The 25,081-nt window shown below is 34.8% G+C and carries 26 protein-coding genes; 8 read left to right on the top strand and 18 right to left on the bottom strand.

Features of this window, described 5'->3' with window-relative positions:
- Positions 1-51 precede the first annotated feature (51 nt).
- Together JM81_RS02675 and JM81_RS02670 are read left to right on the top strand one after the other, a co-directional pair.
- The gene (locus JM81_RS02675) at positions 52-528 is read left to right on the top strand and encodes a nucleoside deaminase (RefSeq protein ID WP_144800585.1); all 477 of its coding nucleotides are present in this window, start codon (positions 52-54) and stop codon (positions 526-528) included.
- 126 nt (positions 529-654) lie between these two features.
- A complete protein-coding gene (locus tag JM81_RS02670; protein ID WP_089260297.1) occupies positions 655-849 on the top strand; it encodes a cold-shock protein in 195 nt (64 codons plus the stop codon).
- 884 nt (positions 850-1,733) lie between these two features.
- Here JM81_RS02670 and JM81_RS02665 read toward each other — a convergent pair.
- The 4 genes from JM81_RS02665 to rnhC form a co-directional block, all read right to left on the bottom strand.
- The gene (locus JM81_RS02665; RefSeq protein WP_144800584.1) at positions 1,734-2,198 is read right to left on the bottom strand and encodes an RES family NAD+ phosphorylase; all 465 of its coding nucleotides are present in this window, start codon (positions 2,196-2,198) and stop codon (positions 1,734-1,736) included.
- Positions 2,195-2,764, bottom strand: a complete 570-nt coding sequence (locus JM81_RS02660; RefSeq protein WP_144800583.1) for an antitoxin Xre/MbcA/ParS toxin-binding domain-containing protein — start codon at positions 2,762-2,764, stop codon at positions 2,195-2,197. Before JM81_RS02660 ends, JM81_RS02665 begins: the two co-directional genes overlap by 4 nt.
- 507 nt (positions 2,765-3,271) lie before the next feature.
- Positions 3,272-4,555: a hypothetical protein gene (locus JM81_RS02655; RefSeq protein ID WP_144800582.1), complete on the bottom strand. Its 1,284-nt coding sequence runs from the start codon at positions 4,553-4,555 to the stop codon at positions 3,272-3,274.
- Entirely contained in the window at positions 4,555-5,496 is a 942-nt protein-coding gene (rnhC, locus tag JM81_RS02650; RefSeq protein ID WP_144800581.1) for a ribonuclease HIII, read from the bottom strand. Before rnhC ends, JM81_RS02655 begins: the two co-directional genes overlap by 1 nt.
- 35 nt (positions 5,497-5,531) lie before the next feature.
- Here rnhC and JM81_RS02645 point away from each other — a divergent pair, with 35 nt between their 5' ends.
- Entirely contained in the window at positions 5,532-6,575 is a 1,044-nt protein-coding gene (locus JM81_RS02645; protein ID WP_144800580.1) for a type II toxin-antitoxin system RnlA family toxin, read from the top strand.
- Positions 6,575-6,937, top strand: a complete 363-nt coding sequence (locus JM81_RS02640) for a type II toxin-antitoxin system RnlB family antitoxin (protein WP_144800579.1) — start codon at positions 6,575-6,577, stop codon at positions 6,935-6,937. Before JM81_RS02645 ends, JM81_RS02640 begins: the two co-directional genes overlap by 1 nt.
- A 190-nt stretch (positions 6,938-7,127) precedes the next feature.
- Here the strand turns inward: JM81_RS02640 and JM81_RS02635 are convergent, their stop codons facing one another.
- The 4 genes from JM81_RS02635 to JM81_RS02620 all read right to left on the bottom strand — a co-directional run bounded on the left by JM81_RS02635 (position 7,128) and on the right by JM81_RS02620 (position 13,182).
- A complete protein-coding gene (locus tag JM81_RS02635; RefSeq protein WP_144800578.1) occupies positions 7,128-8,642 on the bottom strand; it encodes an amidohydrolase family protein in 1,515 nt (504 codons plus the stop codon).
- A 15-nt stretch (positions 8,643-8,657) separates the two neighbouring features.
- Positions 8,658-9,584 carry a protein-glutamine glutaminase family protein gene (locus JM81_RS02630; protein ID WP_144800577.1) on the bottom strand — a complete coding sequence of 309 codons (927 nt, stop codon included), beginning with the start codon at positions 9,582-9,584 and terminating at the stop codon, positions 8,658-8,660.
- 18 nt (positions 9,585-9,602) lie between these two features.
- Positions 9,603-10,139, bottom strand: a complete 537-nt coding sequence (locus JM81_RS02625) for a hypothetical protein (protein WP_144800576.1) — start codon at positions 10,137-10,139, stop codon at positions 9,603-9,605.
- A gap of 1,045 nt (positions 10,140-11,184) precedes the next feature.
- A complete protein-coding gene (locus tag JM81_RS02620) occupies positions 11,185-13,182 on the bottom strand; it encodes a serine hydrolase (RefSeq protein WP_144800575.1) in 1,998 nt (665 codons plus the stop codon).
- Between the two features lie 176 nt (positions 13,183-13,358).
- On the opposite strand from JM81_RS02620, the gene JM81_RS02615 reads away from it, so the two are divergent.
- Together JM81_RS02615 and JM81_RS02610 are read left to right on the top strand one after the other, a co-directional pair.
- A complete protein-coding gene (locus tag JM81_RS02615; protein ID WP_144800574.1) occupies positions 13,359-14,351 on the top strand; it encodes a sensor histidine kinase in 993 nt (330 codons plus the stop codon).
- A 5-nt stretch (positions 14,352-14,356) separates the two neighbouring features.
- Positions 14,357-15,052, top strand: a complete 696-nt coding sequence (locus JM81_RS02610; RefSeq protein ID WP_144800573.1) for a LytR/AlgR family response regulator transcription factor — start codon at positions 14,357-14,359, stop codon at positions 15,050-15,052.
- Between the two features lie 222 nt (positions 15,053-15,274).
- On the opposite strand, the gene JM81_RS02605 is transcribed toward JM81_RS02610, so the two are convergent.
- On the bottom strand, positions 15,275-15,775 hold the full coding sequence (locus JM81_RS02605; protein WP_144800572.1) for a hypothetical protein: 501 nt from the start codon (positions 15,773-15,775) through the stop codon (positions 15,275-15,277).
- Positions 15,776-15,949: 174 nt separating this feature from the next.
- The gene (locus JM81_RS02600; RefSeq protein WP_144800571.1) at positions 15,950-17,203 is read right to left on the bottom strand and encodes an NAD(P)/FAD-dependent oxidoreductase; all 1,254 of its coding nucleotides are present in this window, start codon (positions 17,201-17,203) and stop codon (positions 15,950-15,952) included.
- 96 nt (positions 17,204-17,299) lie between these two features.
- Between JM81_RS02600 and JM81_RS02595 the strand changes: the two genes are divergently transcribed.
- The gene (locus JM81_RS02595) at positions 17,300-17,662 is read left to right on the top strand and encodes a DoxX family protein (RefSeq protein WP_144800570.1); all 363 of its coding nucleotides are present in this window, start codon (positions 17,300-17,302) and stop codon (positions 17,660-17,662) included.
- A gap of 6 nt (positions 17,663-17,668) precedes the next feature.
- Here JM81_RS02595 and JM81_RS02590 read toward each other — a convergent pair whose 3' ends face one another.
- The 5 genes from JM81_RS02590 to JM81_RS02570 form a co-directional block, all read right to left on the bottom strand.
- On the bottom strand, positions 17,669-18,022 hold the full coding sequence (locus tag JM81_RS02590; protein WP_144800569.1) for a DoxX family protein: 354 nt from the start codon (positions 18,020-18,022) through the stop codon (positions 17,669-17,671).
- Positions 18,023-18,061: 39 nt separating this feature from the next.
- Entirely contained in the window at positions 18,062-18,226 is a 165-nt protein-coding gene (locus tag JM81_RS02585) for a Lacal_2735 family protein (RefSeq protein ID WP_144800568.1), read from the bottom strand.
- A 545-nt stretch (positions 18,227-18,771) separates the two neighbouring features.
- Entirely contained in the window at positions 18,772-19,464 is a 693-nt protein-coding gene (locus JM81_RS02580; RefSeq protein WP_144800567.1) for a hypothetical protein, read from the bottom strand.
- Between the two features lie 18 nt (positions 19,465-19,482).
- Positions 19,483-19,665, bottom strand: a complete 183-nt coding sequence (locus JM81_RS02575; protein ID WP_144800566.1) for a hypothetical protein — start codon at positions 19,663-19,665, stop codon at positions 19,483-19,485.
- 197 nt (positions 19,666-19,862) lie between these two features.
- Positions 19,863-21,116, bottom strand: a complete 1,254-nt coding sequence (locus JM81_RS02570) for a S8 family serine peptidase (protein WP_144800565.1) — start codon at positions 21,114-21,116, stop codon at positions 19,863-19,865.
- A gap of 102 nt (positions 21,117-21,218) precedes the next feature.
- Between JM81_RS02570 and JM81_RS18570 the strand changes: the two genes are divergently transcribed.
- Positions 21,219-21,353 (top strand): hypothetical protein, encoded by a 135-nt coding sequence (locus JM81_RS18570; RefSeq protein WP_261374941.1) that lies wholly within the window; start codon positions 21,219-21,221, stop codon positions 21,351-21,353.
- Positions 21,354-21,420: 67 nt separating this feature from the next.
- Here the strand turns inward: JM81_RS18570 and JM81_RS02565 are convergent, their stop codons facing one another.
- The 3 genes from JM81_RS02565 to JM81_RS02555 all read right to left on the bottom strand — a co-directional run bounded on the left by JM81_RS02565 (position 21,421) and on the right by JM81_RS02555 (position 24,861).
- Positions 21,421-22,305, bottom strand: a complete 885-nt coding sequence (locus JM81_RS02565) for a DUF4382 domain-containing protein (protein ID WP_261374940.1) — start codon at positions 22,303-22,305, stop codon at positions 21,421-21,423.
- A 272-nt stretch (positions 22,306-22,577) separates the two neighbouring features.
- Positions 22,578-23,177: a DUF6642 family protein gene (locus JM81_RS02560; protein WP_144800563.1), complete on the bottom strand. Its 600-nt coding sequence runs from the start codon at positions 23,175-23,177 to the stop codon at positions 22,578-22,580.
- A gap of 235 nt (positions 23,178-23,412) precedes the next feature.
- Positions 23,413-24,861: a peroxidase family protein gene (locus tag JM81_RS02555; RefSeq protein WP_144800562.1), complete on the bottom strand. Its 1,449-nt coding sequence runs from the start codon at positions 24,859-24,861 to the stop codon at positions 23,413-23,415.
- Between the last annotated feature and the right edge of the window lie 220 nt (positions 24,862-25,081).

Raw genomic sequence — 25,081 nt, 5'->3', positions numbered from 1 at the left:
GTGTAAAGCAAGAAAATACGAAATTTGCCAGCGTTAAAATAAATAGAAGAGATGACGGAACAGGATGAATATTTTATGAAGAGAGCCATAGCCCTCGCTGCAGAAGGAATGCAATCCAATGCAGGCGGACCCTTTGGCGCAGTGGTGGTGAAAGATGGTGAGATCATTGCCGAGGGATACAATCAAGTAACCTCTACCAATGACCCCACCGCACATGCAGAAGTAGTGGCCATACGCAAGGCCTGTAAGACCTTGAACAATTTTGAATTAACGGATTGCACCATTTATACCTCGTGTGAACCCTGCCCAATGTGCTTGGGTGCCATCTATTGGACCAGGCCCAAAATGGTATTTTTTGGATGCAACCGAGAGGACGCCGCAGCCATAGATTTTGATGACCAGTTTATTTATGATGAAATTGATAAGGATATAGATGGGCGTCAGATAAAGTTTGTACAATTGGCCCGTAAAGAAGCCTTGACCGTTTTTAGGGACTGGGATACCAAACAGGACAAAACTGCCTATTAGCCAACAATATTCCGGCAAATAGTGATAAATACGGAGGCTATAAGAGATAAGACGCGTAGCCAAAACATATTTATGGCACTATAATTGAATGTAGTAGATTAATTAGTAACATTTAATTAGAGTACCATGAGTAAAGGAACAGTAAAATTCTTCAACGAGACCAAAGGTTTCGGGTTTATTACGGAAGAAGGTTCAACGAACGATCATTTCGTTCACATTTCAGGATTAGTAGATGAGATACGCGAAGGCGATGAAGTCGAGTTTGAGCTAATTCAAGGAAAAAAAGGATTAAACGCGGTAAACGTAACAGTTATAGATTAAGACGCTTAAACTTTTAATTGTAATGCCTGTCAGCAATGATGGGCATTTTTTTTGTTTTAGTTTGATGAATATATGGCTCAATCAGATTTTCGGTTGGGATGAAATTTATGTAGATGTGGGATATTAAACATTTTATTTTACATACACGAGCATTTGAAATTATCCTGGGGATGATTTTAAATGTCGGTGAGATGATGTGTAGGATTTGGTATGTCGGATTTTTATATAATTTTTAAGGTTCTATTGTAGAAGTAATAGTGGCATTCTAAAAAGTCTATTTTACATAATATAAATTATAGTACAGATTGATATATAAGTAGTTTTGATTCAACACCTTAGCTGTAAGCTATAATTCTATTATGTAAAATATCCTTCACATTTATAGCTCTTAAGCAAATTACTAACAGGGTCATCAACCTTTTTAATTTACGCTACTGGAAATTTTTAGCACAGAATTAATTTTATTCTAAACTTCGAAATTCCGCAACCCTTATAAGAAACCCTCCGTCTGTACTCATAATTTGCCGTTATGTAAAATAGCCGCTGCCAAACGCTCGATTGCTTTTTAAATTCCAAAATGCTGAAAAACACATTTTAAATTTAAACACAATTTGCCAGCGCTTGCCAACGCCAAAAAAAGCAAAACTTTTAGATTCTTTTGAAATTCATGTACCTGCCTGCCGGCAGGCAGGTTTGAGGAAATATGTGTAAGATTTTTTTCTACAGCATTCCTGCCTGCCGGCAGGCAGGCTCGTCAGCTTGCCGTAACAGCTAAAATTTTCTCTGTGAGCAAAATTCTTAGCCCTTGCTACTTCTAACGTTTCTAGAAACCTTTCTTTAATTTCTATTTGACATAATGTTTATATATCTATAATCAGAACAGATTATTTCTTTTTAAATAATCTTTGATCAAAACCAAAAGGGCTTTTTTCTACTATTTTGACCTTTGAAAATTCAACGTGTGAAGGATTTATTAAAAAATTATAATCTCCAGGAGCAACCACTGACGGAACCTTTAAAATCAGGTCTTTGTTGGCTTTTATGAAATCATCACCGATTTTCTGTGTTATATGTGAAGGAGGATGGGAATTCCATGTTGTACCTTTTAAATTCTTGGGATGAACAACGGAGATATTGACATCAGGTATTTCAATTGAAATTACAAAATAACCTTTGGGTAAAATACCAAAAGGAACATTCACCGCAACTTCTGCCATAGCCAAGGCAATTGATGATGCTGTATATAAAACCTTGGTTCCTTTATTATTCCATCTGCCCCCATTTATTTCAGCGCCAGTGCCTGATAAATCATCTTTGTATTTCCCTCTTGCGATTCTATAAACAATCATGCTAAAATACCATGCTCTATTCTACCTAAGGCATCTTTTACAATACCTAGGCCTACAGAAGTGTCTAGTAATTCTTTAGGACTTACACCGCCCATAGCAACATTATCCATCATCAGCCAAGAATGAAAGGAATCCATATCTCCAAAAACTTCTTCCCCGTATTGCATTAACTGTTGAATTTCAACAATCTTTTCTGTCTGTTTTGGCGCGAAAGTTTTGTTATCCTTTTTATATCTGACGAGTGTGCGCAAAGTTGTATCTAGTACAATAGCCCAGTCTTTATCCTTTAGAGGTGTTTTAACCGCAACGCTTTCAAATGTTTTATAGTCAATGCCATCTCTAATGACCGTTACCAATTCAAAGCCGCGAGAATCATCATTCCAATCATATGAGACAGCTTCAAGAATTTTTTTTGGTTTTCCTTCAAAGGTAACTTTAATTATATTCTCATTTACTGCCGTTTTCTTATGCACAGCTTTCCCGACAAGGTCTTTTTTATGCAAACTAACACCTTGTCTAACATATTTAACTTGTTTTGCCTGTCCCGTCTTCTTTTTAGTTGTCATACTTAAAATTTAGTTTGTCTAAGATATAAAAACACGATGACATTTGTCTTAATTTTAACGACAATTTACCAAAAATATTGTTTTATAATTTTTAACACATGTAAAACAACCTATTCTTTTTTCTTGATACGGCAAAAGTATACTTTGAGCTAGATGATGCGGCTGCGAAATCGACGCAGGAGATTCAAGAATACCTTAAAAAAACAATAGATAAGTAATGAACTAAACAAAAAGATGCCAACGCCCCAACCCGCCACCAAAAGTAATCAGCCAATGGCTAATTTCTTTTGTCACGTAGATAATTTTGGAAACAACCTGCCTGCCGGCAGGCAGGTGTACGGCTCAGTCGCTATATTTTAGGATCCATTGTAACTCTTAAGACTGCTTTTAGAAGAAACAACAAATATAGCTGTTGACAATTATGGTAACCAGCCCCCTAAAATTCTTAACGCTCCTCTCCCCTATTGTTTTACCAAAATTCTCTTAGGCCCAATCAATTACCACAAACTAATCCTTTACAACTGAAACGTTTGTGGCCTTAACAGATTCTTTGTTCTTTTTTTTATCGAATGCTTTAACTAATTGAAAATTAATTTGCTGTCCTTCATTAATTGATTTTGGAAGTTCACTTTTACTGCAAAAAAAAGATTCTTTCCCAGATTTTATAAAACAAAATGGTTTTGTAGGATCTCCAAGTTTGACAAAACCTCTAAGCATTTTGGAATTGATGCTTTTTCGCGATTTGTTTACAGTTTTTCTAACTCCTAATTCGCTCCATATTTCCTTGCACATTTTGAAAATGTCTTTTATTCTATTTGAAACAGTTGCATGTCCAGTAGTCGCCCTTAAATTATCCGTTCGTTTTATTAGTTCATCAGAGACAAACCAACCGTTTTCCTCTCTTATAAGCTTAACTAGATGCAAATGAAAAAACGACTCTTTCAATTTGTTTTGCTTTTCAAATTCATTAGCTAAATCAGAAAATAATGAAATTTTATTAATTAGTGGACCTGGAGCTATTGCTGCACGCAAAAGCATTTTAAACCCTTCCACAGCTTTGCCATTTTTTATAAGTAGTTTACCATATTCTTGTAAAATCCACCAATCTACTCTATCATTACGAGTGAGTTTTTTATAGATTTCTTCTCCACCTTCAAAGTTTTGTCGGGCTATTTGAGCTTTAGCGGATAACCTATCAAAAAACTTCGATTTACTTCTAAACTCTCCCTTTACATTTTCTATGAATTCCAAACCCTTCTCAAAATCTCCAACAGCTACTAAACCAACCGCCTTATAATAATACCAAAGTTCCCTATCTGTCCAGTTACCCTTAATTTCACTTTCAGATTTTAGTTCTTCAGAATCTATTTTTATTAACCAATCATTCATTAAAACCCAATCTCTATTTCTTTTCGCCGTTTTTATCACTTTGAAAACAACAAAGTTATAGGCAATTATTTCTGGCTTCATCTCCAAAATTGAATTAGCAATATTAACCACAGATAAAGTATCAATGTTTTCGGGTAGATTAAAGAGTTTCGCAGATATATTAGTCCATATACATTCATTTCTACACCAATCAAAATCAGGAAACTTAGAGTATATTTCAGAAGATAGTTCTAATGCCTCATTATATTTTTGTTCTTTACGTAAACAATGTAATAGTCCAGCACCTGTAAATTTATTCTCTTCTATCGCCCATAGTTCACGATAGATTTTTATAGCTGCTTTAAAATCACCAGATTTACGTAATTGATTTGCCTCAGCACTTTTATCTAAATTGTCCGACATTAATTCAATACTTTATCAGTTGTTTTAAAATGTAATTTGGCTACATTCTTTAAAACATCTGTATTATAATTTTCGATTAAACTTCTGGCTTGATTTACCACTTCTTCAGAAACACCTTTTGATAATTTCATACCATATTCAATCGATAACTTATTTATTTTTTCTAAAAAACGTGCCCTTGCTAAAATTGAAGCTGCTGCAACTGATGTATATTTTTCGGCTTTATGTTCTTGTTTTAAAGTTACCTCTCTTCCTTTTTCTTGTAACTTACTGATAATGAATCGTTCATCGGCAAATTTATCTGAAATTGCCAATTCGCAATCAACTTTAGTTAAAACCTCTTCTATGGCTTTTGCGTGGCCCCAAGCAAGTAGATTGTTTAAGTTTTTTCCTTCTTTTTTAAAAGTATCATACAAGTTATTATAAGTAAGCGGAGCGATTTCAACAATTACATACTGATTTACACAAATTCTTTTTATCATTTGTGCAAGTTCAAGTATTTTTTTGTCACCAATTTTCTTACTATCCCTAACCCCATTATTATCCAAAATTACTTTTGTTTTTGCATCAACATAAACACCTGCCACAACTAGGGGACCAAAATAGTCTCCTTTTCCTGATTCATCAGTACCTATGGCATTTTTGAAAGAATTAACCTTTTCATTATCTTCAATATCATTAATAACATTCTCATTCTTGACTTTTGTTTCATTTCCTTCAAGGAAACTGGATAGTTTTGACAAAAAAAGTGAGTCATTTATGGTTGAATAATCGAATTTAATATTTCCTTTTTTATTATAAAAAATCCTAAAATTTAAAGAATCATTATTTACTTTAATTTTGAATTGTCTACCATAATTGATATCCTTTACCTCCAAAATATTATATTCATTCCTTAATTTGTTCTCAATTTCTTGTAATATTGCTCCGACATTATCCATAGAATTGTAATATAGTAAGATAAATATAGGCAGAAATGGCTTCAGAATACAAAGACCTTCCCATAAATAGAGAGAAAATAGACCAGATGTTAAACGAATATCCGGGAATTAAAAGTTTCACTAAAACTGAAAAACCTAATGGTCTTTTTCAATATCACCTTAATACTGAAGGTGGTCCTGCATGTTTAAATGTATACTTACTTAAAGGCGGTGGAACAACCTTTCATCCTTCAGGAAAAAATCAAGAGTTCACTAAATCAGTAGCAGGTTTTCTTAAAGCAAATTGTTTGAGGGGTGATGGTGAAACTAAAAGTATTAGGATAGCAAATTTCCCTTCTGAGGGTAAAGATTTATTATTTAATTTTTTAAAGGAGGAATGCAATGCAAAAGTAAATAATGGGGATAATCATCCCCATGGTAAACAATATAAGATTGTTGGTAAAGATGGCGATTCAGTAGTTTTTTGGATATATACTAATGGTGCCTGTCATATACAAGGGCGTCAGTACTCAGTTTATACTGATATCTTAGAGATGTTGGCTGAAATAATGGATTATCGAGAAATAATAGATAGTCAGCTCAAAACTATAAAAGTTGATATAACTGCAGCTGAGGCTTTAGGAGATATGCAAGTATTACTACCTTCCACATTTGATTTTATTAAAGATAAACTCAAAGCTATTATTAGCCCAGCTCTCGCTTTGAAAAAGCTTGATATTGAGTTAACTGATTATTCTAGCTTTGCTTTTCCCGTTTTAAGAGGCTTGGAAGGCTATTTAAAGCAGGTTCTTGGACATTTTGGTATAGTTATTGGGAAAGATGGTTTCGGTGAGATTGTGGAGTCAAATAGTGTGGGTAGACCAGTACTAACAGAATTTGCAAGAGAAAAAATTACAGTTACTAGTAAACAAAAAGTTATATTAGACCTTTATAAATATTTTAATAAACATAGGCATGGGCTTTTTCATGTTGATTCGGCTATTGAAAGTGCGCGAGTACTGGAAAATAAAAGTGAATGCATAACGTTAATTGATAATACAGTCATATTGATTGAGGATTCGCATAAAAGTTTGTTTTAATGAATAAACCTTATCACATAAGTGATTATTACGATAGTTTTAAATCTCATTTAGTTTTTTCAACAAGTTATTTGGGATTGGAAAACTATATTGCTGATTTAGCTCATCATTTTCGTAAAACAAAATATGAAGGCAATGTTATAATTGATTTATTGCTAAGTAATGGTAAAACTCGCAATAGATACATTCAAATATACTTTGATGGCAAGAATTTTGACATTGAAATTGCCAAAAGCATTAAGGCAAATAAGGAACTCCAAGATAAAAGCTTATGCTATTATGCAGAAAATTCCGAGTTGTTAAAGGATAGTGTACTTAATAAATCACAAGCATACTTAATTAAGAATAGAATTGCTATTTAAATCATAGTGATGCTTTTCCTTAAGCACCCCAAATTGATTCTATTTTATTAAGCCCATGGCACACACATTGACTTCCCTCCTATCGTCGGTCAGTTAATAAGTGTTCCATTACCTTTTGAGAAGAAACTTTCTAAATAAATTGGTGTTAAGAGGCAATTAACTTCGTTAAGTAAAAAAGCTTAAAAGAAGTTTAAGACGTTAAATTTGAATCATTCATATTTAAATATCTTAGAAAATTATTTGCAAAAAAATCATCAATCGAATTCTTTAATTCCCCTACCTGAAAAATTTCTAGAAACAGTTCATAATACTTTTTTTGAGCATTAACAATTCCAATCATATGCCAATCTGTACCAAAACAAATTTTATCTTTCAATTTGAATGTTGCATTTTCATTCGAAAAATTTATTACTAAATTTTCAATGAATTGGTTTTTATGTGCTTCTGATTCCATGATTTTATGTAAATGTGCGACTTCACAATAAACATTTGGGTATCGTTCACATAATTCCACGACTTTTCTAGCATAGCATTCCTCACTAGCCCATTGTTCTTCATCACTATACCAACCATGAAAATCATGCCCTTTAACATTTGGATCTCCCCCACCAGCATGACCAAAGCAAATTCGTAAATTTTCATAACTAGGTTGTTCTAGCAATTTTTGCCAATAATCTGGGTCGCTGTTCAGACCATATCCTTTCTTTGCTTGAAAACCTACCGGTGTACAATGCGTGAAAACTGGAATTTCGTCTTCTTTGCATATTTTAAAAAAATCAGAGACTCTTTTCCTGACCTTGGAATTTGGATCACCATATGGCAAATAGCCCATTGGAGGATAGAACTTGACTCCAACATTACCCATATCTAGTCCCTTCTTCACTGACTGTATAGCGTTTTCATTCTTGGGATTGAAAGCGGTAAATCCTACCAGTTTGCTATTAGAAGCTTTTACTATTTCCATCATGTTACTTGATTGCGTAGGATGAAAATCATAGTAGGGTTTGCCTTTTTTATATGAAGCCTTCATGTCCATCATGTAATGAGCCAACAAATGTGGTTTTAAATTACCATAGCCATTTATTGCTTGTTCATATATCTTGGCTTCATTTGAAAGCATCAGTGCTAAAAACGTAAGTACTGGAATATGTTCGTGACCTATATATTTCTGCAACTCTTTTTCCGATTCTTCTGAGCCTAATTTTGAGAATGACCACTCAATATCCTCATTGAATGATGATTCAAACATTTGATTAATCAAGATAACAGCTTTGTTTTCACCTACTAAGCTTACCTCGGATGAATTTTTATCTAAAAAATCATCTGCGCTAAACGAGTTACCTCCAGTTTGCTCTACTCTTCGTTGTTTTGCCAATTCTATCAAAGCCTCGAACAGATTTGAGTTTCGTAAATTTTCTTCAATGAAACTTTCGCCAGTTTCTTCCAACAATTTAGTATGTGTCCTTTTTACTAGCCACTCAATTACCTCAGTTTTTGGCGTATGTTCTGTAAAGTTGGCAGACTCACCTGCAATATTATCCATATCAAAATCATCGGTAATTGCATTTAAAAGTTTAGCCAATGGACCGGCAAGAGGTTTGAGAACAAATACCTTTTTTATTATCGCCTTAAGTGGTAAGTACCTTGCATTGAATAAATGTATATGTGCGTCAACAAGTTTCTTGGGTTGAATAGTGATTTTCATATTTATTCTGATTTTTCATTTAACTTTAAGCCAGTGCAAAACACGACCGTGATAAAAGTCCATGGCCTCATCTATTAATGGACCATGTGTTTCTAAGAGGTTCCTCATATTCGTAACCTGAAAACTATTAAATCTTTGTTGCGGCGCAAATAATCCTATCATATCTTCTACATTTCCTAGTAGAAGTTTTATTTGACCATCTGAATCTTCATAACCGCCTTCAAGTCTTTGCAATAAAAAAACAGCCACATCATTAACCGCCAATTCTCTTTCAACAACCGCGTTGTCAAATGTGTCGGTCATATTTTCTACATCTTTATATGGATAAAAGAATCCATTGATTACGGTGGTATTTCCTGTACCATCAGATTTTGGTTGTGTGTTAAAGAAATAATATTTCGAATCTAAAAAAGTGAATTTTGAGATTGTGCTATTATTTATTTTTGAAAACCATTCTTTTAATTTCAGCGGCTTTTCAAGCGAAATGGAAGGATCAATAACTAAAGTATCCACTATGCCAGTAGAACTCTTAGTTAAAACACTTGGTGCTACATGATATCCCCAATATATTTTATCGTCAGGCACGAGGTCATTTGGATCATTAATTTCTAGTTGCCTTTTATCACTATGATCCAAAATTATCGGGGCAAAAAGCCAAATTTTAGAATGTTGTATTTCTTTTTTCTCTAATATCCGATGCATCATTTGAGCTCTTTGTTGACATCCACCTTGCGGATAACTAAAGGTCATCCCAGAGTAAACAATAATATGGTTGAATACTTCGTTAATTTCTTCTTCTAAATATATTTTTAACTCAGATAGTGTTTTGGTAAACGTTCCACATTTACAGTTAAAATCTTTTTCAACTTCAAAATATGTTTGAGCATTCGATGTTTGAATTACTAAAAAAAATAAAATTGTCAAATACGAAATTTCTTTCATGATAACTTTGCTATTAGATTAAAAAGTACTCTTCTCATCGGCTTGGACCTCTTCACCTTTATTAATAATATATAAGCCCGCCTTTGTAAGTTTGGAAACTGGTATTGAGTATGATATAGTTAGAAACCCTCTCTTTTGATTTTCTTCAATTGTACCTAATTCATAACCATAGCCCACGTGAAAGTCTAAGATATTTATACCAGCGGTTAGAGCAAATATATTTGTTGGGGTTGTACCAGTTTTAGCGGAAAACAAAAATCCCGCTTGAACTCCAATAATATTATTAAACTCGTTGTCTGTGATTTTAGAATTACCGTCAGTAGTTTGATATAGTCTACCCAAATTGTAACTTATCCCTGCGCCTACTGAACTGAAGAAGGTTACATTCCCTTTAGCAAGTTCGTCCGCGGTATCGTCAATAAAATTAAATCTTACTAAGGGCACAGTGAAATTTGTGTTTAGGACTTTTGAATTTTTATATTCAGTAACTGAAAGTGATTGAGAATAACTGGTCAATGTCATCAGCATAATTAGTAAAATGACTGCTTTTTTCATTTTTTTTGGTTTTGATTAAAACTGATAAAAAAACTTAAACGACGAAATACCCAACAATGGGTATTTAAGGGGGGGAAGAAATAAAATGTAGGTAGAAAATTATTTGAGGTATTTAAATATATAAAAAATTAACAAGAAATAAATTACGGATTTATAGAATAAAATAAATAATGTAGTAAAATACCATTCCACACACATTGCCCTCCCTCCTACCGTCGGTCAGTTAATAAGTGCTCCATTACTTTTTGAGAAGAAACTTTTTAGAAGAAAAATTTAAATAGAAATTGTAAAAGAAAACTTTGCTTTACCCAAGCAAAGTTACATAACGCAGAACATTATGTTTCAAAAACGAAACATAATTTGACGTTATATCAAATAGCGATAAGTTATAAGTAATTAATGTCTATTCCTAGTCTAGAGATGTAAAACGCTATTTTCAAATTGTGGTTATCATCAGGGCGGTAAATTTTTCAGTAGATTTTGGGCAACTTGCCGCAACAGCTAACGGCAGTATTTTGGAAGGTCTACTAGACCTTCTAAAATATGCGCGAGACTGCGCGTTGGCCAAGCGTAATAATTTCTTAGCACTTGCTAACCTTTCGTCTTGTTTTATGCTTTACTTTAAACCAAGTATACGTTTAAAAGTTCGTAGTTCGCCTTTGTAAAATTGGATAAGATTTTTCTTAAAATTGTTTTGTTTAGATGTATTCTTCATGGTACTGAATATTATATTTATACTATTAGTATATAAAACATGAAAATTGTCACACTAAACAGAAGAAAGTTTTTAGAAGACGACATAATTTTTAAAGATTAATAATCTTAAAAAATTTGTGCGAGATGAAGCGTTGGAAAAGAAAGTGCAGTACTAAATACCCCCGCGCATCATCTCGCTCAACAAAAAATATGATTCTCCATCTTTATTTTTATGCCGTTAGCATAGCTTAAGTCATTCTTCGACCATGCTCAGGACAGGCTTCAAGCGGAACATTAAAATAAAGAAGGTCGTAAAATCTTACAATGCTGCTATTCTAAGACAACCGAATTATTCTTTGACAAAAGCCGGTACAAGGGTTTCAAAAATGGGTTTCATGATTTTGTCATCATCCCTGTCGTGACCGGAAATGACAATGACCAATTCTAATTCTTTTACGACCATAACACGCTGTCCGCCACCACCCCAAGCCAAGGTCATATCATAGCTTTTGTTGCCTACCTTTACTGGTGTGTAGTACCAAAAATACCCATATAGATAATTCTTAGGCATCCAATCAATCTCAGGTCTTAAAATACCACTAGTGGCCTTAGCAAGATACGCTTCAGATATGAGCTGTTCACCATTTAATTTACCTCTATTGAGAACCAAATTCCCCAATTTGAGCATGTCACGAGACATCAGACTCGCCATCCAACCTGCTTGTGGCAGACCACTTACATGGTTAGACCATTTATAATTAGTAATACCTAGTTTGTCAAGTAGCTCTGTTTTTATAAAGTCTTCTGCTGTTCCGGGGACTACGGCGTCAATGACCGTCATCACCATCATGGGATTAAAATTACCATACAAGTAGGTTTGAGAAGCATCCGTAATGGGTTCGGAGTATTCAAGTAAGTTTTGTACCAGCCCCTGCCCTTTTAAGGTAACAGAATCATTTTCAATTTCTTTCCATTTATCCCTATCTATTGTTAAACCACCTTGCATGGTCAATGCTTTATGTAGGGTGATTTTTTCAAATCCTTTGGTAAATTTTTTTGGGTCAACATCTTTTAGAAAATGAACTAAAGGCTTGTCTAGGTCTTCCATGGATAGGTAACCCATTTGAATTGCCCTACCTAAAACCAAACTGGTATAACCTTTTACCGCAGAAGCTTGTCCGTGTGGCAAATTAATACGCCCTTTCTTATAATAGGATTCAAAAACTAATTTGTTTTTATACGAAATGAGCAAGGCGTCGTAGTTCCCGTATCTGTCGTCAAAAATTTCTTGGGCAACATTTAGGATGGCCTTCTTTTTATTGCTGTCTACAGATAATTCACCAACTGGTATACCATCATCTCTATCCTCAGGAGCTGTGCTTATAAAGGCATTATTAAGGTGGGGAATCTCCCAAAATGAGACGTCATAGTTATCACTTGAAACATGACTCATCAAGGAAGACAACCAAGCGACACTTCGAACTGCTGTCATAGGAAATGCCGTTTGATGATTACCATCAATCACTTCTTTATGTACGGACAAACCGCCATCTCTTCTATCATTTAATAAGCTAACAAATTCCTCGATAGGTTCAACCATCTTATCTTCTAATGAGCCATGCGAAATAAAAACATTTGCCTTCAGACTCGAGCTTTTATTTGAGGCTTCATAAGGTCCAAATTTCGAATTAAGTTCAGATAAATAAGCAAGTTCATTTTTAATTCCAGGACTGCCAAGAATGTAGTTATTAAAGGTGTCAGGTTGCGACATAAGTATATAGGCCCCAAATTTTCCTCCCATTGAATAGCCGAAATAAGAACGGCTATTGGTATCGGTTCGATACATATTGTTTATATATTTAATTACATCATTGCGAATAAAATCTAAATGTTTATTGGCTTGACCCATTTGGTATTTTGCTTGTATTTCCGGTTTATTAGATTCAAGAATACTATAATCACGGTACCGACTCACATGGGCTCCTACTTCTTTTTTCAAGTCTTCATTAATATCTAATTGCCAGGAAATTCCGACTAGAATAACGTCTTCTAACATGTATTCTGATACACCAGAAAGCATTTCTAGATGCCACATAGCATCTGTATAATAAAGGACAGGATAGCTTTTATTAGGGTTTTCGGCATAATCTTCAGGTAACTCTATATATAGTTCATAGTTTTTTTCTGTTTGGGTGTCTTTTATTGGAACTACCTGAATTTGTGGCACTATGAAGGAAGACGTTTCGCCGTTTGAGACCAAATCTTGTTCACTATTTTTTTGGGCAAAACCTATATTTATTGTGGCTAGAAAAAGGATTAAAAGTGATACTACTGTTTTGTTTATCATCTTATTATTTTTTATGAATGCACCTTAAAAGTATTGGATAAACTGAATTATATATAGTAAACAGGATAAGCATAGAAATTAAATGATAAGTTGATTTCATCATTGATATAGGCCTTTTGAAAGAAATTATGATAATTTGTGTTTGAACGCAGTATTTTTATCTCTTAACGAAAAGCATGATACAGAAGTTTTTGAAGAATACCATACTCATTAACTTGGGTGCATTTTTATTGGTGCTACTCCTTGAGCTATTTAGTAATCTGATCATTAAAGACAAATTAGGTTCCGATTACGCGCTATTCATTCACAGTTTAAGTTACACCGTGCACATCATGGGAATCATTTGGGTGAACCATTTTATTCTCATACCTTATTTTCTGGATAAAAAACGCTATCTGTTATTCTCGATACTGTTTGTTGCCACCATCTTTGTTGCAATTTCTACCAAAGGCAATTTCAGTTACGACTGGATAACTATTTCTAAATTTTTCTTCTTTTTTTTATATACCACCGGAACTGGAATGGCAGTTTTCTTTTTAAGAAGGAATATACGCATTGAAAGAGAAAATAGTGAAAAAGAAAAATTGCAAAGGGAGTTGGAATTGAACTACTTAAAGGAACAGGTAAATCCTCATTTTTTATTCAATTCATTAAATAGTATATATGCCCTTTCTAGGCAGCAATCTAAGGAAACACCTGAGGTGGTAATGCAACTTTCGGAATTAATGCGATATCAATTAGAAAGTGCTAAAAAAGACTTTGTTTCTTTGAAAGAAGAGTTAGAATTTATAGAAAATTATTTATTGCTAGAAGAGAAAAGGTTAAGCAAACGCTGTACGATTGAATTTTTAATTGAAGGAGAACTATTAAATTATAAAATAGCGCCCATGTTGCTCATACCATTTGTTGAAAACGCAATTAAACATGGTGCACAAGCCACGAATGAACAGAGTACAATTGATGTGTACGTCGCCATAAAAAATGCCAAGCTTCATGTAAATGTTGTAAATTCAAAGCATACTGCTGTGGTCAAATCGACACGGACAGGAATGGGACTCGAAAATGTGAAGAGACGATTGAATCTTTTATATTCGGATGCTCACATATTAGAGATCAATGAAATGGAGAAAGAATATCATGTGAATTTAACCATTGATATAACAGACTAGTAGAAATGATTAAAATTGCCATTGTCGATGATGAATTGTTAGCTCGTGAAGTGTTAGAAGAATATTGTTCTAAAATAAAGAACTTTGAGTTGGTTCTAAGTACAGGAAATTCTATTGAGTTTGTGAATTTTATTCAGCAAAATACAATTGACCTTGTTTTTTTGGATATTGAAATGCCAGAACTTAGTGGGATGGGGGTTTTACGTTCAATGACAAAGTCGCCTAAAGTTATTTTAACGACGGCATATTCTGAATATGCATTAGAAAGTTATGATTTTGGTGTGGTAGATTACTTATTAAAACCCATAAAATTGGAACGTTTTTTACAAGCAATTAACAAAGCTTCAACTTTAAAAATAACAGAACCCAAAACGAAGAATAAAAAAGAAGAACTTACCATAAAACATGACGGATTACCGGTAACCATCCCTTTTAACTCCATTCTCTACATACAGAGTTTTGGGAATTATTTAAAAATTTTCACAGATACTAGAATGTATCTTATCTCCGAAACACTTATTAATATTACTGCACTATTGTCTGAAAATTTTCAACGCACACACAAATCATACATTGTTAATTTAAACAGAGCTACAAAAGCTACCCGAACGTTTTTATTAATTGAGGATAAGGAGGTTCCTGTTAGTGCCATGTATAAGGTAGTTGTTTTTGAAAAATTGGAAGCTTTACCTAAGTCATAAATATTTATTCTAATTCTAAGTCATTCCACGCACATCATCCTTCCCTCCTTTCGTTGGTTCTCATAATAACTGTTTATTCACAAGGTTATGAGAAGAGCGTGAAGTGCCAAGGTTGCCAGCGCATCAACCCATTCAAAATATAAAGGTCTGCCAAACCTCCATACTCTAAACATATAAGACAAATGATGAATAGTTTAAAATACAGACCTTATTGCATTGCTTCTAAAATACCTTTGCGTAGCCATAAATTCGTTCAAAATCTTCGTCTTCATTTTGGAATGTAAAAAAGATTCTGTCCACAACAGTATCACTACCATTTAAATATCGAAAAGAAATATCAAAATCGTTTACATATCTGGTACCAGTATGTGTTCCGGTAAGGATGATTGAGAATTTTACTTCCTCATCGTCCCATTCCCAATTTCCTACGAATGTCTCGGGACTACAGCTTTCCAATGCTTCGGTATAGAAATAGGCAGTACCTATATAATCGCCTGAATAATCAAAATTAAAGTCCTTGTCATCGTACGGGTCCAGCGTAAATTCAGAATAGGTAGTTTCATCACAAGAGGTAATATTTTGTTTTCCATCAAAAGTTATAGAGATTAACTGCCATTTTCCTTCAATTTGTACAATCAGGTCCTCTTCATGTTCAATTTCTATGAGCGAACATCTTGTTGTAAGTGCCAATAATAATATGGCAATAAGTAATTTAAATTTCATACGACTGCTTTTAAGTCAAAACTACTTTTGAACCTTGCCGTATACAATACCCAATATTGGGTAGATTTTATTGGAAAGTACGTTGTGCTATTAATTACAACATCAGGTTTACTAAGTAAAGAAATTTAGGGAGACGTTGAATGGAACAATTTTAATGCGCTTGGCTGTAAAAAACTATTTGAACAAACCCTCTAAGTTTTCCAGCACTCCTAAGGCAGCGCTTTCTCCTGCTAACATTGCGGCATTTAAGGAACCGTTCAATTGTACATCTCCCGCTAAATAAATGGTTTCGGTCAAACGTGTTTCAGAAGGCCGTACTTCATATTGTAGTTCGCTCAATTTTGGTAAAGACATGGGAATATGGTAATGTTTTAATAAGGCACAGGACGTAATACCACAGTATTTACTTAATTCTTCTTGAACCCTATTCACAAGCTCTTTTCCAGTAACCCCTTTATTGTTAACTACCGTTACCGAAAGCAATTCCTTAGTGCCGCTTGTCTTGGTTTCAAGACTTGTGGGGTAAAAAATGTTATTGATTAACGAGTCGGTTTCTGGTAGAAGTCCGATTAATTTTTTATTGATTTTTCTGGTATCGGTCTCAAAATATAAGGTATCGCAACTGTGCCATTCCGTTGCTTGATTCTTTAGATTACTAATGAATTGACTAGGTTCCGTAGCAACAATCGTAAAATCGCTTTCCAATGTAGTTCCGTTGGCAAGCAGTATTTCTTTCTCGTTAATGGACGCTACAGCAGTATTGTACTGTATAGAAGTGTTTTGTAGCTGACGGACCAATTGCTTTGGAATTTCCTCCATACCTCCTTTGGGTACTGCAACATCACCTTCACCGAACATTTTATAAACAAACTGGAACATTCTACTAGATGTTTCTAGCTGGTCTTCAAGAAAAATTCCGCTGAAGAAAGGTTTAAAAAAGTCACGTATCATGCCATCTGAAAAGCCAAAATTCTTTAAATAAGCAAGGGTTGATTGCTCCTTGGTGGCAAAAATCTCTGAAAGGGATGTATTTTTAAGTGTTGTGTTTAATCGTAAAATTTTGAGTTTATCGGTAACGGTACCAATATTTGCGAATAGCGTTGAAAATAAGAGGCTTAAATCTCTAAGCGGATCACCTATAATATGTTGTTTTTTATTCTTGAAAATTGACGCACCAGGTAAAATACGTTGTAGCTCCAAAGAATTGAAATTGAGATATTTTTTAGCGGCAGGATAAGCCGTTAGTAGCACTTGAAACCCTCGGTCTAATTGATAGCCGTTAATAACATCCGTCTTGACCCTACCTCCTACTCTTTCTGTTGCTTCAAGAATTATGGGAGAAAAGCCGTTTTGTTCTAAAACTCTCGCCGCTATTAACCCACTAACCCCGGCACCTACGATATGTATTTTATAATTCTGTTTATCCACGATAAATTTTGTTTAACTAATTTTAAATAAATATAAACAAAATTAGTATTTTTGAAAGAAGGTTACTAATGACCTTTAATACAAAACTACTTTAAAATGAATTATGTAATCATTGCTTGTCAAATAATAGTAGGATTGAGCATACTAAATGTTTGGCTAATACAGTATAAAAAAGAAACGAAATGGCGCGGCGGAAATGCAAAAACAATAGTGGAAGAATTTAAGGTCTATGGACTTTCTGAAACTATGTATTATATCGTTGGATTCTTAAAAGTAACTCTTGCTATATTACTTATTGTGGGTATTTGGGTGCCGGTATTGACACAACCCGCAGCTTTAGGATTGGCCGTTTTGTTGTTGGGTTCAATTGTTATGCATTTTAAGATTAAAGACCCTCTGTTCAAATCTTTTCCTGCAGCCTTGTTTTTAACACTTTGCTTGGTGATTGCTTTTATGTGAAAATAATTAGGCAATAAATTGTTGGTAATACCTATACGCTATAAATAGATTAATTAGCGCAAGAACTAGTGCAGGTAAAGACTCTAAAATACTATCTTTTATTTTTATCCTGACCCCAAAACCCAAAAGCATTAGGAGCGATAGTCCTGCGGCAGAAATTAAGATTAATAAGGGTGACATAAAAAATCCGAAAATTAAACCTAATGCTCCGGTAAGCTGAAGATATGCCGTTAGCACCCTTTGTTTGCTTAAGCCAAACCGAATAAACTCATCTTTCATTTTTTGGGAAAATAGACATTCAAATCCATAGTACAGGAAACCTATACTCGATATTAAAATGGCTATGTTCAAAAAGGTCATTAACAATGGATTGGAGTTGTTCTATATAATAACAACTAATTAATCAAGTAGTTCTATTTTTTTCATTATTTCATCGGCTTCAAACGTTTTTTGATCACTCATTTTTCTATTTGTAGTGGACAAGGTATGCGCTTCTTTTAATAACTTTTCATATTGAGATTGCAATTTTTCTTTTTCCGACTTCTTTTTAAATATTCCGAACATAGTTTTCTTATTTCTGATGAATATACATCTACAAAGTATACATCAAAAATACAAAATGTTTAATTATGTATCATTATAATTAAACAAAATAAACATTCATTAAATTAGGATTAACTCAATTGTGCTAAAACTCATTAAAAGTTAGGGTTATAATACAATCCATGTTCCTGCGTATTATTAAAATAAGTAGGATAATCAAACTTTACCCTAAACGGTTTACTTCTAATAATACAACCTAAAATCAAGTAGTTTACAGACATTGTAATGCCTCGGTATAGAAATAGGCAGTACCTATATAATCACCCGAATAATCAAAATTAAAGTCTTTGTCATTGTACGGGTCCAGCGTAAATTCAGAATAGGTAGTTTTGTCTGGCTCTAACAATAAAGATTCTCAATCTTTATTATTATGCCGTAGCCAAAGCTCAAGTTACATAACGCTGAACATTATGTTTCAAAAACGAAACATAATTTGAAGACCTATGCACATAAAAAAAGCGGGATAATTATCCCGCTTTGATTTTTTTGTTTAGAATTTGCCCTTTTTATTCAACAGGCATTTTGCCTACCTTTTCAATTTCCTCACGCTGTTTTTTAATCTTTTGCTTTCCTTTTTTGATAATATCCTCCAGTTCGTTCAACTTTTCTTCTGCTTTTAATATTTTCTCTTCTTTTTCTTTTAAAACTTCTTCATCAGCGCTTTTCCCTTCGCGTTCTTTCACTACTTTTTCTTTGGCTTCTTTTACTTTTTCACGCCCGCGCTTTAGTGTTTCTTCCTTTTCATTCAAATCGGTTTCGGATGCTTCAATTTTTTGTTTTACCATGGAAGCTCTATGTTTTCCGAACTCTGTACCACTCATATCACCTTTATCGCGACCGTATGCATTGCCCTTGTTCGATTTTTCTTTTTTTGCCTTTTTTTCAGGATTTTCAGTACGCTCTTCTTTTGAATCATTTTCATAATCCTCAGCGTCTTTGAATGCATCATCATCTTTTATCTTATCCTTTTTATCTTTGGCCTTTCCCTTCATTTTACCCTTCTCCTTCATTTCGTCAGCCTTGCTCTTAACGGCCTCTTCAGCATCATCTACTTCTTCTGCAACATCTTCTTTAACCTTATTTACTTTTTCCTTTTTCGCTTTTCCTTTCTCTTGGGATTTTCCTTGGGCATACCCAGAAGTTGTTGTTAAAACAAGGGCAAAAAGCATCAAACCTAATATTCTTACTATATTTTTCATAATTCCTTGACTTTAATTTTACAAATTATCTAATTCATTAAGAGCAGATTCTACTTCTTCTACTTTTTGATCTAGCTCCTCTGTGGTTTGGTCAAGATCTTGCTCGACCGCCTCTATTTTGTCAAGGGTTGCATCTAATTGTTCTTGCTCTTTTTTAGTATCTCTACAGGATACAACTCCTATAAAAAGAACAGACATCATCAACATACTTAGTTTTTTCATGATTTTATCTTTAATGATTAGTTTTTGCTTAACGTGGAAACGAAGTCTTAATTGCCTTATTTGCTTTTTTTATGGATAATTATAAATAACTCTAGGACAGATCAAACCCAATATTTGGAAACAAAAAAAGCGGGATTTTGATCCCGCTTATATGCTAAAATGTAAATGATTATTAATTAGTTAACACCAATTGGATCGGCGGAACCATCTGGATCACCGTTTACAGTACCATCAGTTGAAATATTACCCCAAAGCAACAATCCGGCTGCATGTGGTGACGCCATTGATGTTCCGCTAATGGTGTTATAACCACCGTCGTTCCAAGTAGACTTAATGGCTACACCTGGCTCGCAAAATTCAATTGGGGGGTTGTCATAATTTGAAAAAGACGCCCAATTATCACCCACAGACATTGCTGAAATGGTATAAATATTAGCTCCGTTTGCAGAAGCAGGTGATTTTGTAGTTGCACTGGTACTTTCATTACCTGCGGCCAAAGCAAACTTAACTACAGACGATGCATTAATAACGGCATCGTTCAATGCTTGTGAAAAACCACCACCGAGACTCATGTTTGCTACATCGCCAGCAGAACCATTTGCAGCTACATGATCGACACCGGCAATTACACCGGAATTAGAACCACTACCACGACCGCTTAATACCTTTACGGGAATAACCGTTGCTCCTGCAGCTACGCCAACAACACCTATGTTGTTATCAATAGCGGCAACCGTTCCTGCAACATGTGTACCATGTCCATTACCATCGGTAGCAAGATTAGAATCCTTACCTTTTGTAAATGCATTAAAACCACGACTTACATCTACGTTAAGGTCTTCATGATCTGCTTGAATACCACTATCAATAATCCAGGCAACACCTGAGCCATTATAGGTTGCTCCACCGTTAACACGGGTAATACCCCAAGGAGTTTCTTGAGGGTCGGTGCCGCCACCTCCTCCTCCACTACCTGGACCTTTTCCTGGAGGTGGGGCAAGAGTAAACATTTGATCTTTTTCTATGTAAGCTACACGACTATCGTTAGCGACTGTAGTTGCCTGTTCTTTACTCATTTTCACAGAAACACCCATTAAGGTTTTACTGTATACGTGATCAATGGCATCTCCCTTTAATTGTGCGCCATTAAATACCTTAGCTGCAATATCACGCACGGCACTTTTTGAGGCGTCATAATCACCCGCAGATTTTGAAGTAACATCACCGGTAACTTTTTTATCAAAGACAACGATATAAGATCCTTCAATTTCATAACTACCTTGATTGTAAATAGCTGCTTCAAGAGATTCTGGGAGAACATTTTGAGGAACTATAGTTTCTGTCGGATTTTGAGAATCATCTGTACAAGAAATTAAGAATACCCCGGCACTGGCAACGACGGCCATGCTTCTGAAAAAAACACTTTTCATATAATTATAGTTTTTAAGATTTGGTATAATTTACTAATATTATGTTAAAAACATAACATTTGTAACTATAACTATGTGAATATTTATATTAATAACAATTATATGAAATTTTCATTACGTAATTATCGGAAAAATGAATGTGATGATGTTAAAATGGAAAAGGCAATAGCATATAAATTGAACAACTTAGTGCTTATTGAATTTCAAATTATAGATGCATACCAACAAGAAGATTGAAGAAAATAATGGGGTAAAAAAAAAGCGGGATGAGTATCCCGCTTTGTATTAAAAAATATAAATGTGATTAATCTTCTAAAGTAAGTTCAACATCTAGGACTGTTTTATTGGCCGCGTTTATTTGTACGTTATCTACAGTTTGCATAATATAACCTTCCTTTTCTACTTCAACGGTATATGATCCCGCATCCAGTCCCATAAGCATATAACTGCCATCAACATCAGAAAATGTAGTTGTATTCAGTGTATCGGCAACGAAAACAGCAATTTGAGCACCTTCAACACCTAAAAGAGTTTCTTCTTGTAATTCAGTAACAATTCCTGCAAGTGTGCCTGCGGTAGACATGTTACTTGCTTTAATAACTGGTTTAAAGTTAAAGCCAGTAATATTTTGTATTCCACCTTTTGCCACAAACGATCTACTAACATCAAAGTCCAATAAAAGATCAGATGTTAATCCGCCACTTACGTTCAAACCAGGTTTGATAAAAATTTTGATTCCTGATTGTGATCCGCTTGGAACTTTAAGGTCATAGGTAGTACCATCTTTAAGAACTACGTTTATTCCTTCTACATAAACACGTATAAGGTCATAGGTGCCAACAGGTACATCAATATCTGTCAAATTTTTGGTAACCCCGTTGGTAAGCTCTAAAAGATTTACCTGTACCTCGTCTTCCATTAGAACAATAAACGGGTTATCTCCATCTGTTTCTACGGTTGTGTTGGTACTATCGATCATTTCGTCGTCTAGATTTATATCACCTTTATATCTGGCATCGACTTTGAAAATAGTTACATTGGCTTCTGCCACCAAATCATGGGGAAAGGGAGCGTCGGTCAACTTAACCGATAGTCTGCCATAATCACTTGTAACCTCATTGTCATCTGAGCAACTCATCATTAGCGTGCTTAGGGTAATAATTGCAATAGCGAGAATGTTAGATTTCATAAATTTCATTTTTAACAATTTGTAGGTTTAACTTAAAAAATTAATATATACTCTAGGTAAACAACTAAGAACGAAAGAACCCTACTTCTAATTTTAACTATTCGACGAACTACTTGTATTTATTTACGAACGTGTATTTATTAAAAAGATATTTGAAATGAAAAAAGCTGGACTTTTTGGTTTGTAATAAACTGAATTTTAATAAACTATAAGATTTACAGCTAAAATGACTCGAAGTTTTTTTTGTAGAGTTACTATACTATTATTTGAGCTTAATAATACAATCTAAAATCTAGTAGTTTACAGACATTGTAATGTCTTTGGTGCAGTTCTTCGACCACATCGAACATATCATCATCTTCTTTAAATAAGTTGAAGAATGCCTTGTCAAGGTTGGCGCTACTTACTCCGTTAAATGCATTGCCATAACCAGACACAGCTTTTGCGCCAGTGATATCTAAAAAGTATTGCGCTTCCTCTTCGTCTAAATCTAGAATTTTTGCGTTGGAGAAATGTAAAATCTTTCCTTTTAATCGTCCTTCAAATAGCTCAGCAATTTCTTGTAGCGTATAATAGTAATCGTTTAGGCAGATACTATTGGCTTCACCGGCCATGACCAAATAAATGATTTCATAGTCCTTAAAATTATGGTCATCCAAAACCAGTGCGTTCAGGCTATCCTCAAGACCTTCAATAGTGTCGCATGTTTTATAAATACTTGCTATTCCATATTTCATGACCAGTTGCGTCAAACTTTTTTGAGCTTCGGTAACCTTGTCGGTTTCTATATCTTGAACGCCTTCCAAACAATAAATGAAATTTTCTTCATCCGTAAATTGTTCTTGGGGTAATTGGTGTCTTTTCTCTAGCAAGATTCTGTAATTAATTGAACCACAAAATTACTGTAACACTTTTTGTCTTTTTAGCGATTTTGCATAAAAATCTGTTTCAAACACCTTACTTTTCTTCATACCTAAAGACTAAAAACTATAGCATACCAACATAATAGATTTAATAAAAAGTCCCTGTAAACCCTTCAGTTGTTAACTCATTATGGTATACAGAGACTGTAAGAAGTGCAGTTCAATAATGAGCTGCAAATCTTGATTATAGATCAATGGCCGTGTTGGCCATGTTTAAAAGGTCTTTCATGGTAAAAACACCATTGGTGCCTAAGGTTGGGGACCAATCCCTATTGCTGCCCAAATATGAAGCTTCGTCCATTTCCAAAAGACCAATAATGGTTTCGGCAACGATGGTTGCACCTACAGGTCCAAGCCCTTCGCCAGGTTTGCTACCAGCGCTATCAATTCTACCTATTTCTTCGGCCTCTGCCAAGATATAGAACCATAAAGGCGTACCGCTGTCCAAATTAATATCATGGGTCTGTGCCAGGTTGCGGATTAAATTTTTGACATCGTTGATTTCTGCGGTATCTCGTTGCATACACTCGGCAATAGTTTCCCCGGAAGGCAATAAAAAGCTCTGCCCCCTTCTCAGGTTTCGGGTGGCAAGCGACCTATCTGCAGGGTTTGCGGACTGTATAAAAGGTAAATCCAATAAGATTGCGGCTAGTTTGGTATCCAGTTTTTCCGCACGTTGATAGGTACCATCAAAATCAAACAAGGTTTCCCAATGGATAACCTGTGCCTCATTCTTTATCTTCTCGAAGCCCCTACCAAATTGGGGCGAAAAAATACTATGGACAGGCCCACTAGGTTGTAACTTAAGGGTCTGGTTGATCATGGAGTGGCCAAATCTATATGCAGCGACCGAGAATTCTACAGGTATAAAAGGTTGGTTGCACGGTTTGTAAAACTTACGTCCCGATCCCAGGATATCGCCCACAATTTTGGAACCACATAACAAGGGCAAAAATTCGTTCACTACGATCCATTGGTAATGGTACATGACTAGCTCACGTGCCTCTTCGTATATTTCAACCGCACTCTTATGGGGATCCGCGTTTTTAATAGCATCATAGTTTGCATTGTAAAAGCGGATCATGGCCAACTGAAATTGGGATATTACCCGGTTTTCATCATTTCTAGGATCACCGATTATGGCAGTTTCGGTACCGGTACGGGGGAGGTCATGCTTTTCCAATTTGGCCGCTTGACCTTGATTTTGGTTGCTTTTTCCGGTTAATAGGTAAAGTCCTCTACCGTTGGGATTATCGTATAGAAACGGTTCGTCCTCCGGTCCACCACCAAAAATACAGTCCAGGTCCAAATTGGCCGTTCGGGTATTTTCTATTTGTAGCGGATTGTTGATACTGCTAAAATTGGATTGTGTGTCAAACGTAATGTCATGGTCAATAAACTGGCCAAAAAATATCATTCCCAATGGTACATCACTGGTCAATTGTACCGGTGAGGTCCCCTCCATTGGTCCACCGGGTGCACCCAATTTATTAAGCTCGAGCGGATTGATATATAAGGGCGAAACTTCCCGGAACATTCTTCCAAACCTACCTATGGATTCAATTTGGTAGGATTTAAGCGTGCATAGCATATTCTTGCCATAAAAACTGTGTTGTCCATGATTGTTGTTCATAACTGCTTATTTAAAGGATTAGTTTATATAATGCCTGTAAGGGCTGTTGCTACTTTATTACTAAGTAAGGGGGACTGGATAAATTATCTAACCGACAATAAACATATAGCGCTCAGGAGCTTTTATTTAGAAAGCACTATGAAGCGGATGACCATAATACCTGCTGCAGGAATAGTACCTACTTGGATAATCCGATCAGTGTCGGGAAAATGTTATAAAT

The organism is Maribacter sp. MAR_2009_72, assembly GCF_007827235.1.
GTDB lineage: Bacteria > Bacteroidota > Bacteroidia > Flavobacteriales > Flavobacteriaceae > Maribacter > Maribacter sedimenticola.
Note: the sequence above shows the minus strand (reverse complement) of the source record. Positions and strands in the feature narration are given on the sequence as shown.

Excerpts from the sequence above, each read along its gene's own strand:
- JM81_RS02675 (WP_144800585.1), top strand. The coding sequence starts at position 52 with ATGACGGAACAGGATGAATATTTTATGAAGAGAGCCATAGCCCTCGCT.
- JM81_RS02670 (WP_089260297.1), top strand. The coding sequence starts at position 655 with ATGAGTAAAGGAACAGTAAAATTCTTCAACGAGACCAAAGGTTTCGGG.
- JM81_RS02665 (WP_144800584.1), bottom strand. The coding sequence starts at position 2,198 with ATGATTGTTTATAGAATCGCAAGAGGGAAATACAAAGATGATTTATCA.
- JM81_RS02660 (WP_144800583.1), bottom strand. The coding sequence starts at position 2,764 with ATGACAACTAAAAAGAAGACGGGACAGGCAAAACAAGTTAAATATGTT.
- JM81_RS02655 (WP_144800582.1), bottom strand. The coding sequence starts at position 4,555 with ATGTCGGACAATTTAGATAAAAGTGCTGAGGCAAATCAATTACGTAAA.
- rnhC (WP_144800581.1), bottom strand. The coding sequence starts at position 5,496 with ATGGATAATGTCGGAGCAATATTACAAGAAATTGAGAACAAATTAAGG.
- JM81_RS02645 (WP_144800580.1), top strand. The coding sequence starts at position 5,532 with ATGGCTTCAGAATACAAAGACCTTCCCATAAATAGAGAGAAAATAGAC.
- JM81_RS02640 (WP_144800579.1), top strand. The coding sequence starts at position 6,575 with ATGAATAAACCTTATCACATAAGTGATTATTACGATAGTTTTAAATCT.
- JM81_RS02635 (WP_144800578.1), bottom strand. The coding sequence starts at position 8,642 with ATGAAAATCACTATTCAACCCAAGAAACTTGTTGACGCACATATACAT.
- JM81_RS02630 (WP_144800577.1), bottom strand. The coding sequence starts at position 9,584 with ATGAAAGAAATTTCGTATTTGACAATTTTATTTTTTTTAGTAATTCAA.
- JM81_RS02625 (WP_144800576.1), bottom strand. The coding sequence starts at position 10,139 with ATGAAAAAAGCAGTCATTTTACTAATTATGCTGATGACATTGACCAGT.
- JM81_RS02620 (WP_144800575.1), bottom strand. The coding sequence starts at position 13,182 with ATGATAAACAAAACAGTAGTATCACTTTTAATCCTTTTTCTAGCCACA.
- JM81_RS02615 (WP_144800574.1), top strand. The coding sequence starts at position 13,359 with ATGATACAGAAGTTTTTGAAGAATACCATACTCATTAACTTGGGTGCA.
- JM81_RS02610 (WP_144800573.1), top strand. The coding sequence starts at position 14,357 with ATGATTAAAATTGCCATTGTCGATGATGAATTGTTAGCTCGTGAAGTG.
- JM81_RS02605 (WP_144800572.1), bottom strand. The coding sequence starts at position 15,775 with ATGAAATTTAAATTACTTATTGCCATATTATTATTGGCACTTACAACA.
- JM81_RS02595 (WP_144800570.1), top strand. The coding sequence starts at position 17,300 with ATGAATTATGTAATCATTGCTTGTCAAATAATAGTAGGATTGAGCATA.
- JM81_RS02590 (WP_144800569.1), bottom strand. The coding sequence starts at position 18,022 with ATGACCTTTTTGAACATAGCCATTTTAATATCGAGTATAGGTTTCCTG.
- JM81_RS02585 (WP_144800568.1), bottom strand. The coding sequence starts at position 18,226 with ATGTTCGGAATATTTAAAAAGAAGTCGGAAAAAGAAAAATTGCAATCT.
- JM81_RS02580 (WP_144800567.1), bottom strand. The coding sequence starts at position 19,464 with ATGAAAAATATAGTAAGAATATTAGGTTTGATGCTTTTTGCCCTTGTT.
- JM81_RS02575 (WP_144800566.1), bottom strand. The coding sequence starts at position 19,665 with ATGATGTCTGTTCTTTTTATAGGAGTTGTATCCTGTAGAGATACTAAA.
- JM81_RS02570 (WP_144800565.1), bottom strand. The coding sequence starts at position 21,116 with ATGAAAAGTGTTTTTTTCAGAAGCATGGCCGTCGTTGCCAGTGCCGGG.
- JM81_RS18570 (WP_261374941.1), top strand. The coding sequence starts at position 21,219 with ATGAAATTTTCATTACGTAATTATCGGAAAAATGAATGTGATGATGTT.
- JM81_RS02565 (WP_261374940.1), bottom strand. The coding sequence starts at position 22,305 with ATGAAATCTAACATTCTCGCTATTGCAATTATTACCCTAAGCACGCTA.
- JM81_RS02555 (WP_144800562.1), bottom strand. The coding sequence starts at position 24,861 with ATGAACAACAATCATGGACAACACAGTTTTTATGGCAAGAATATGCTA.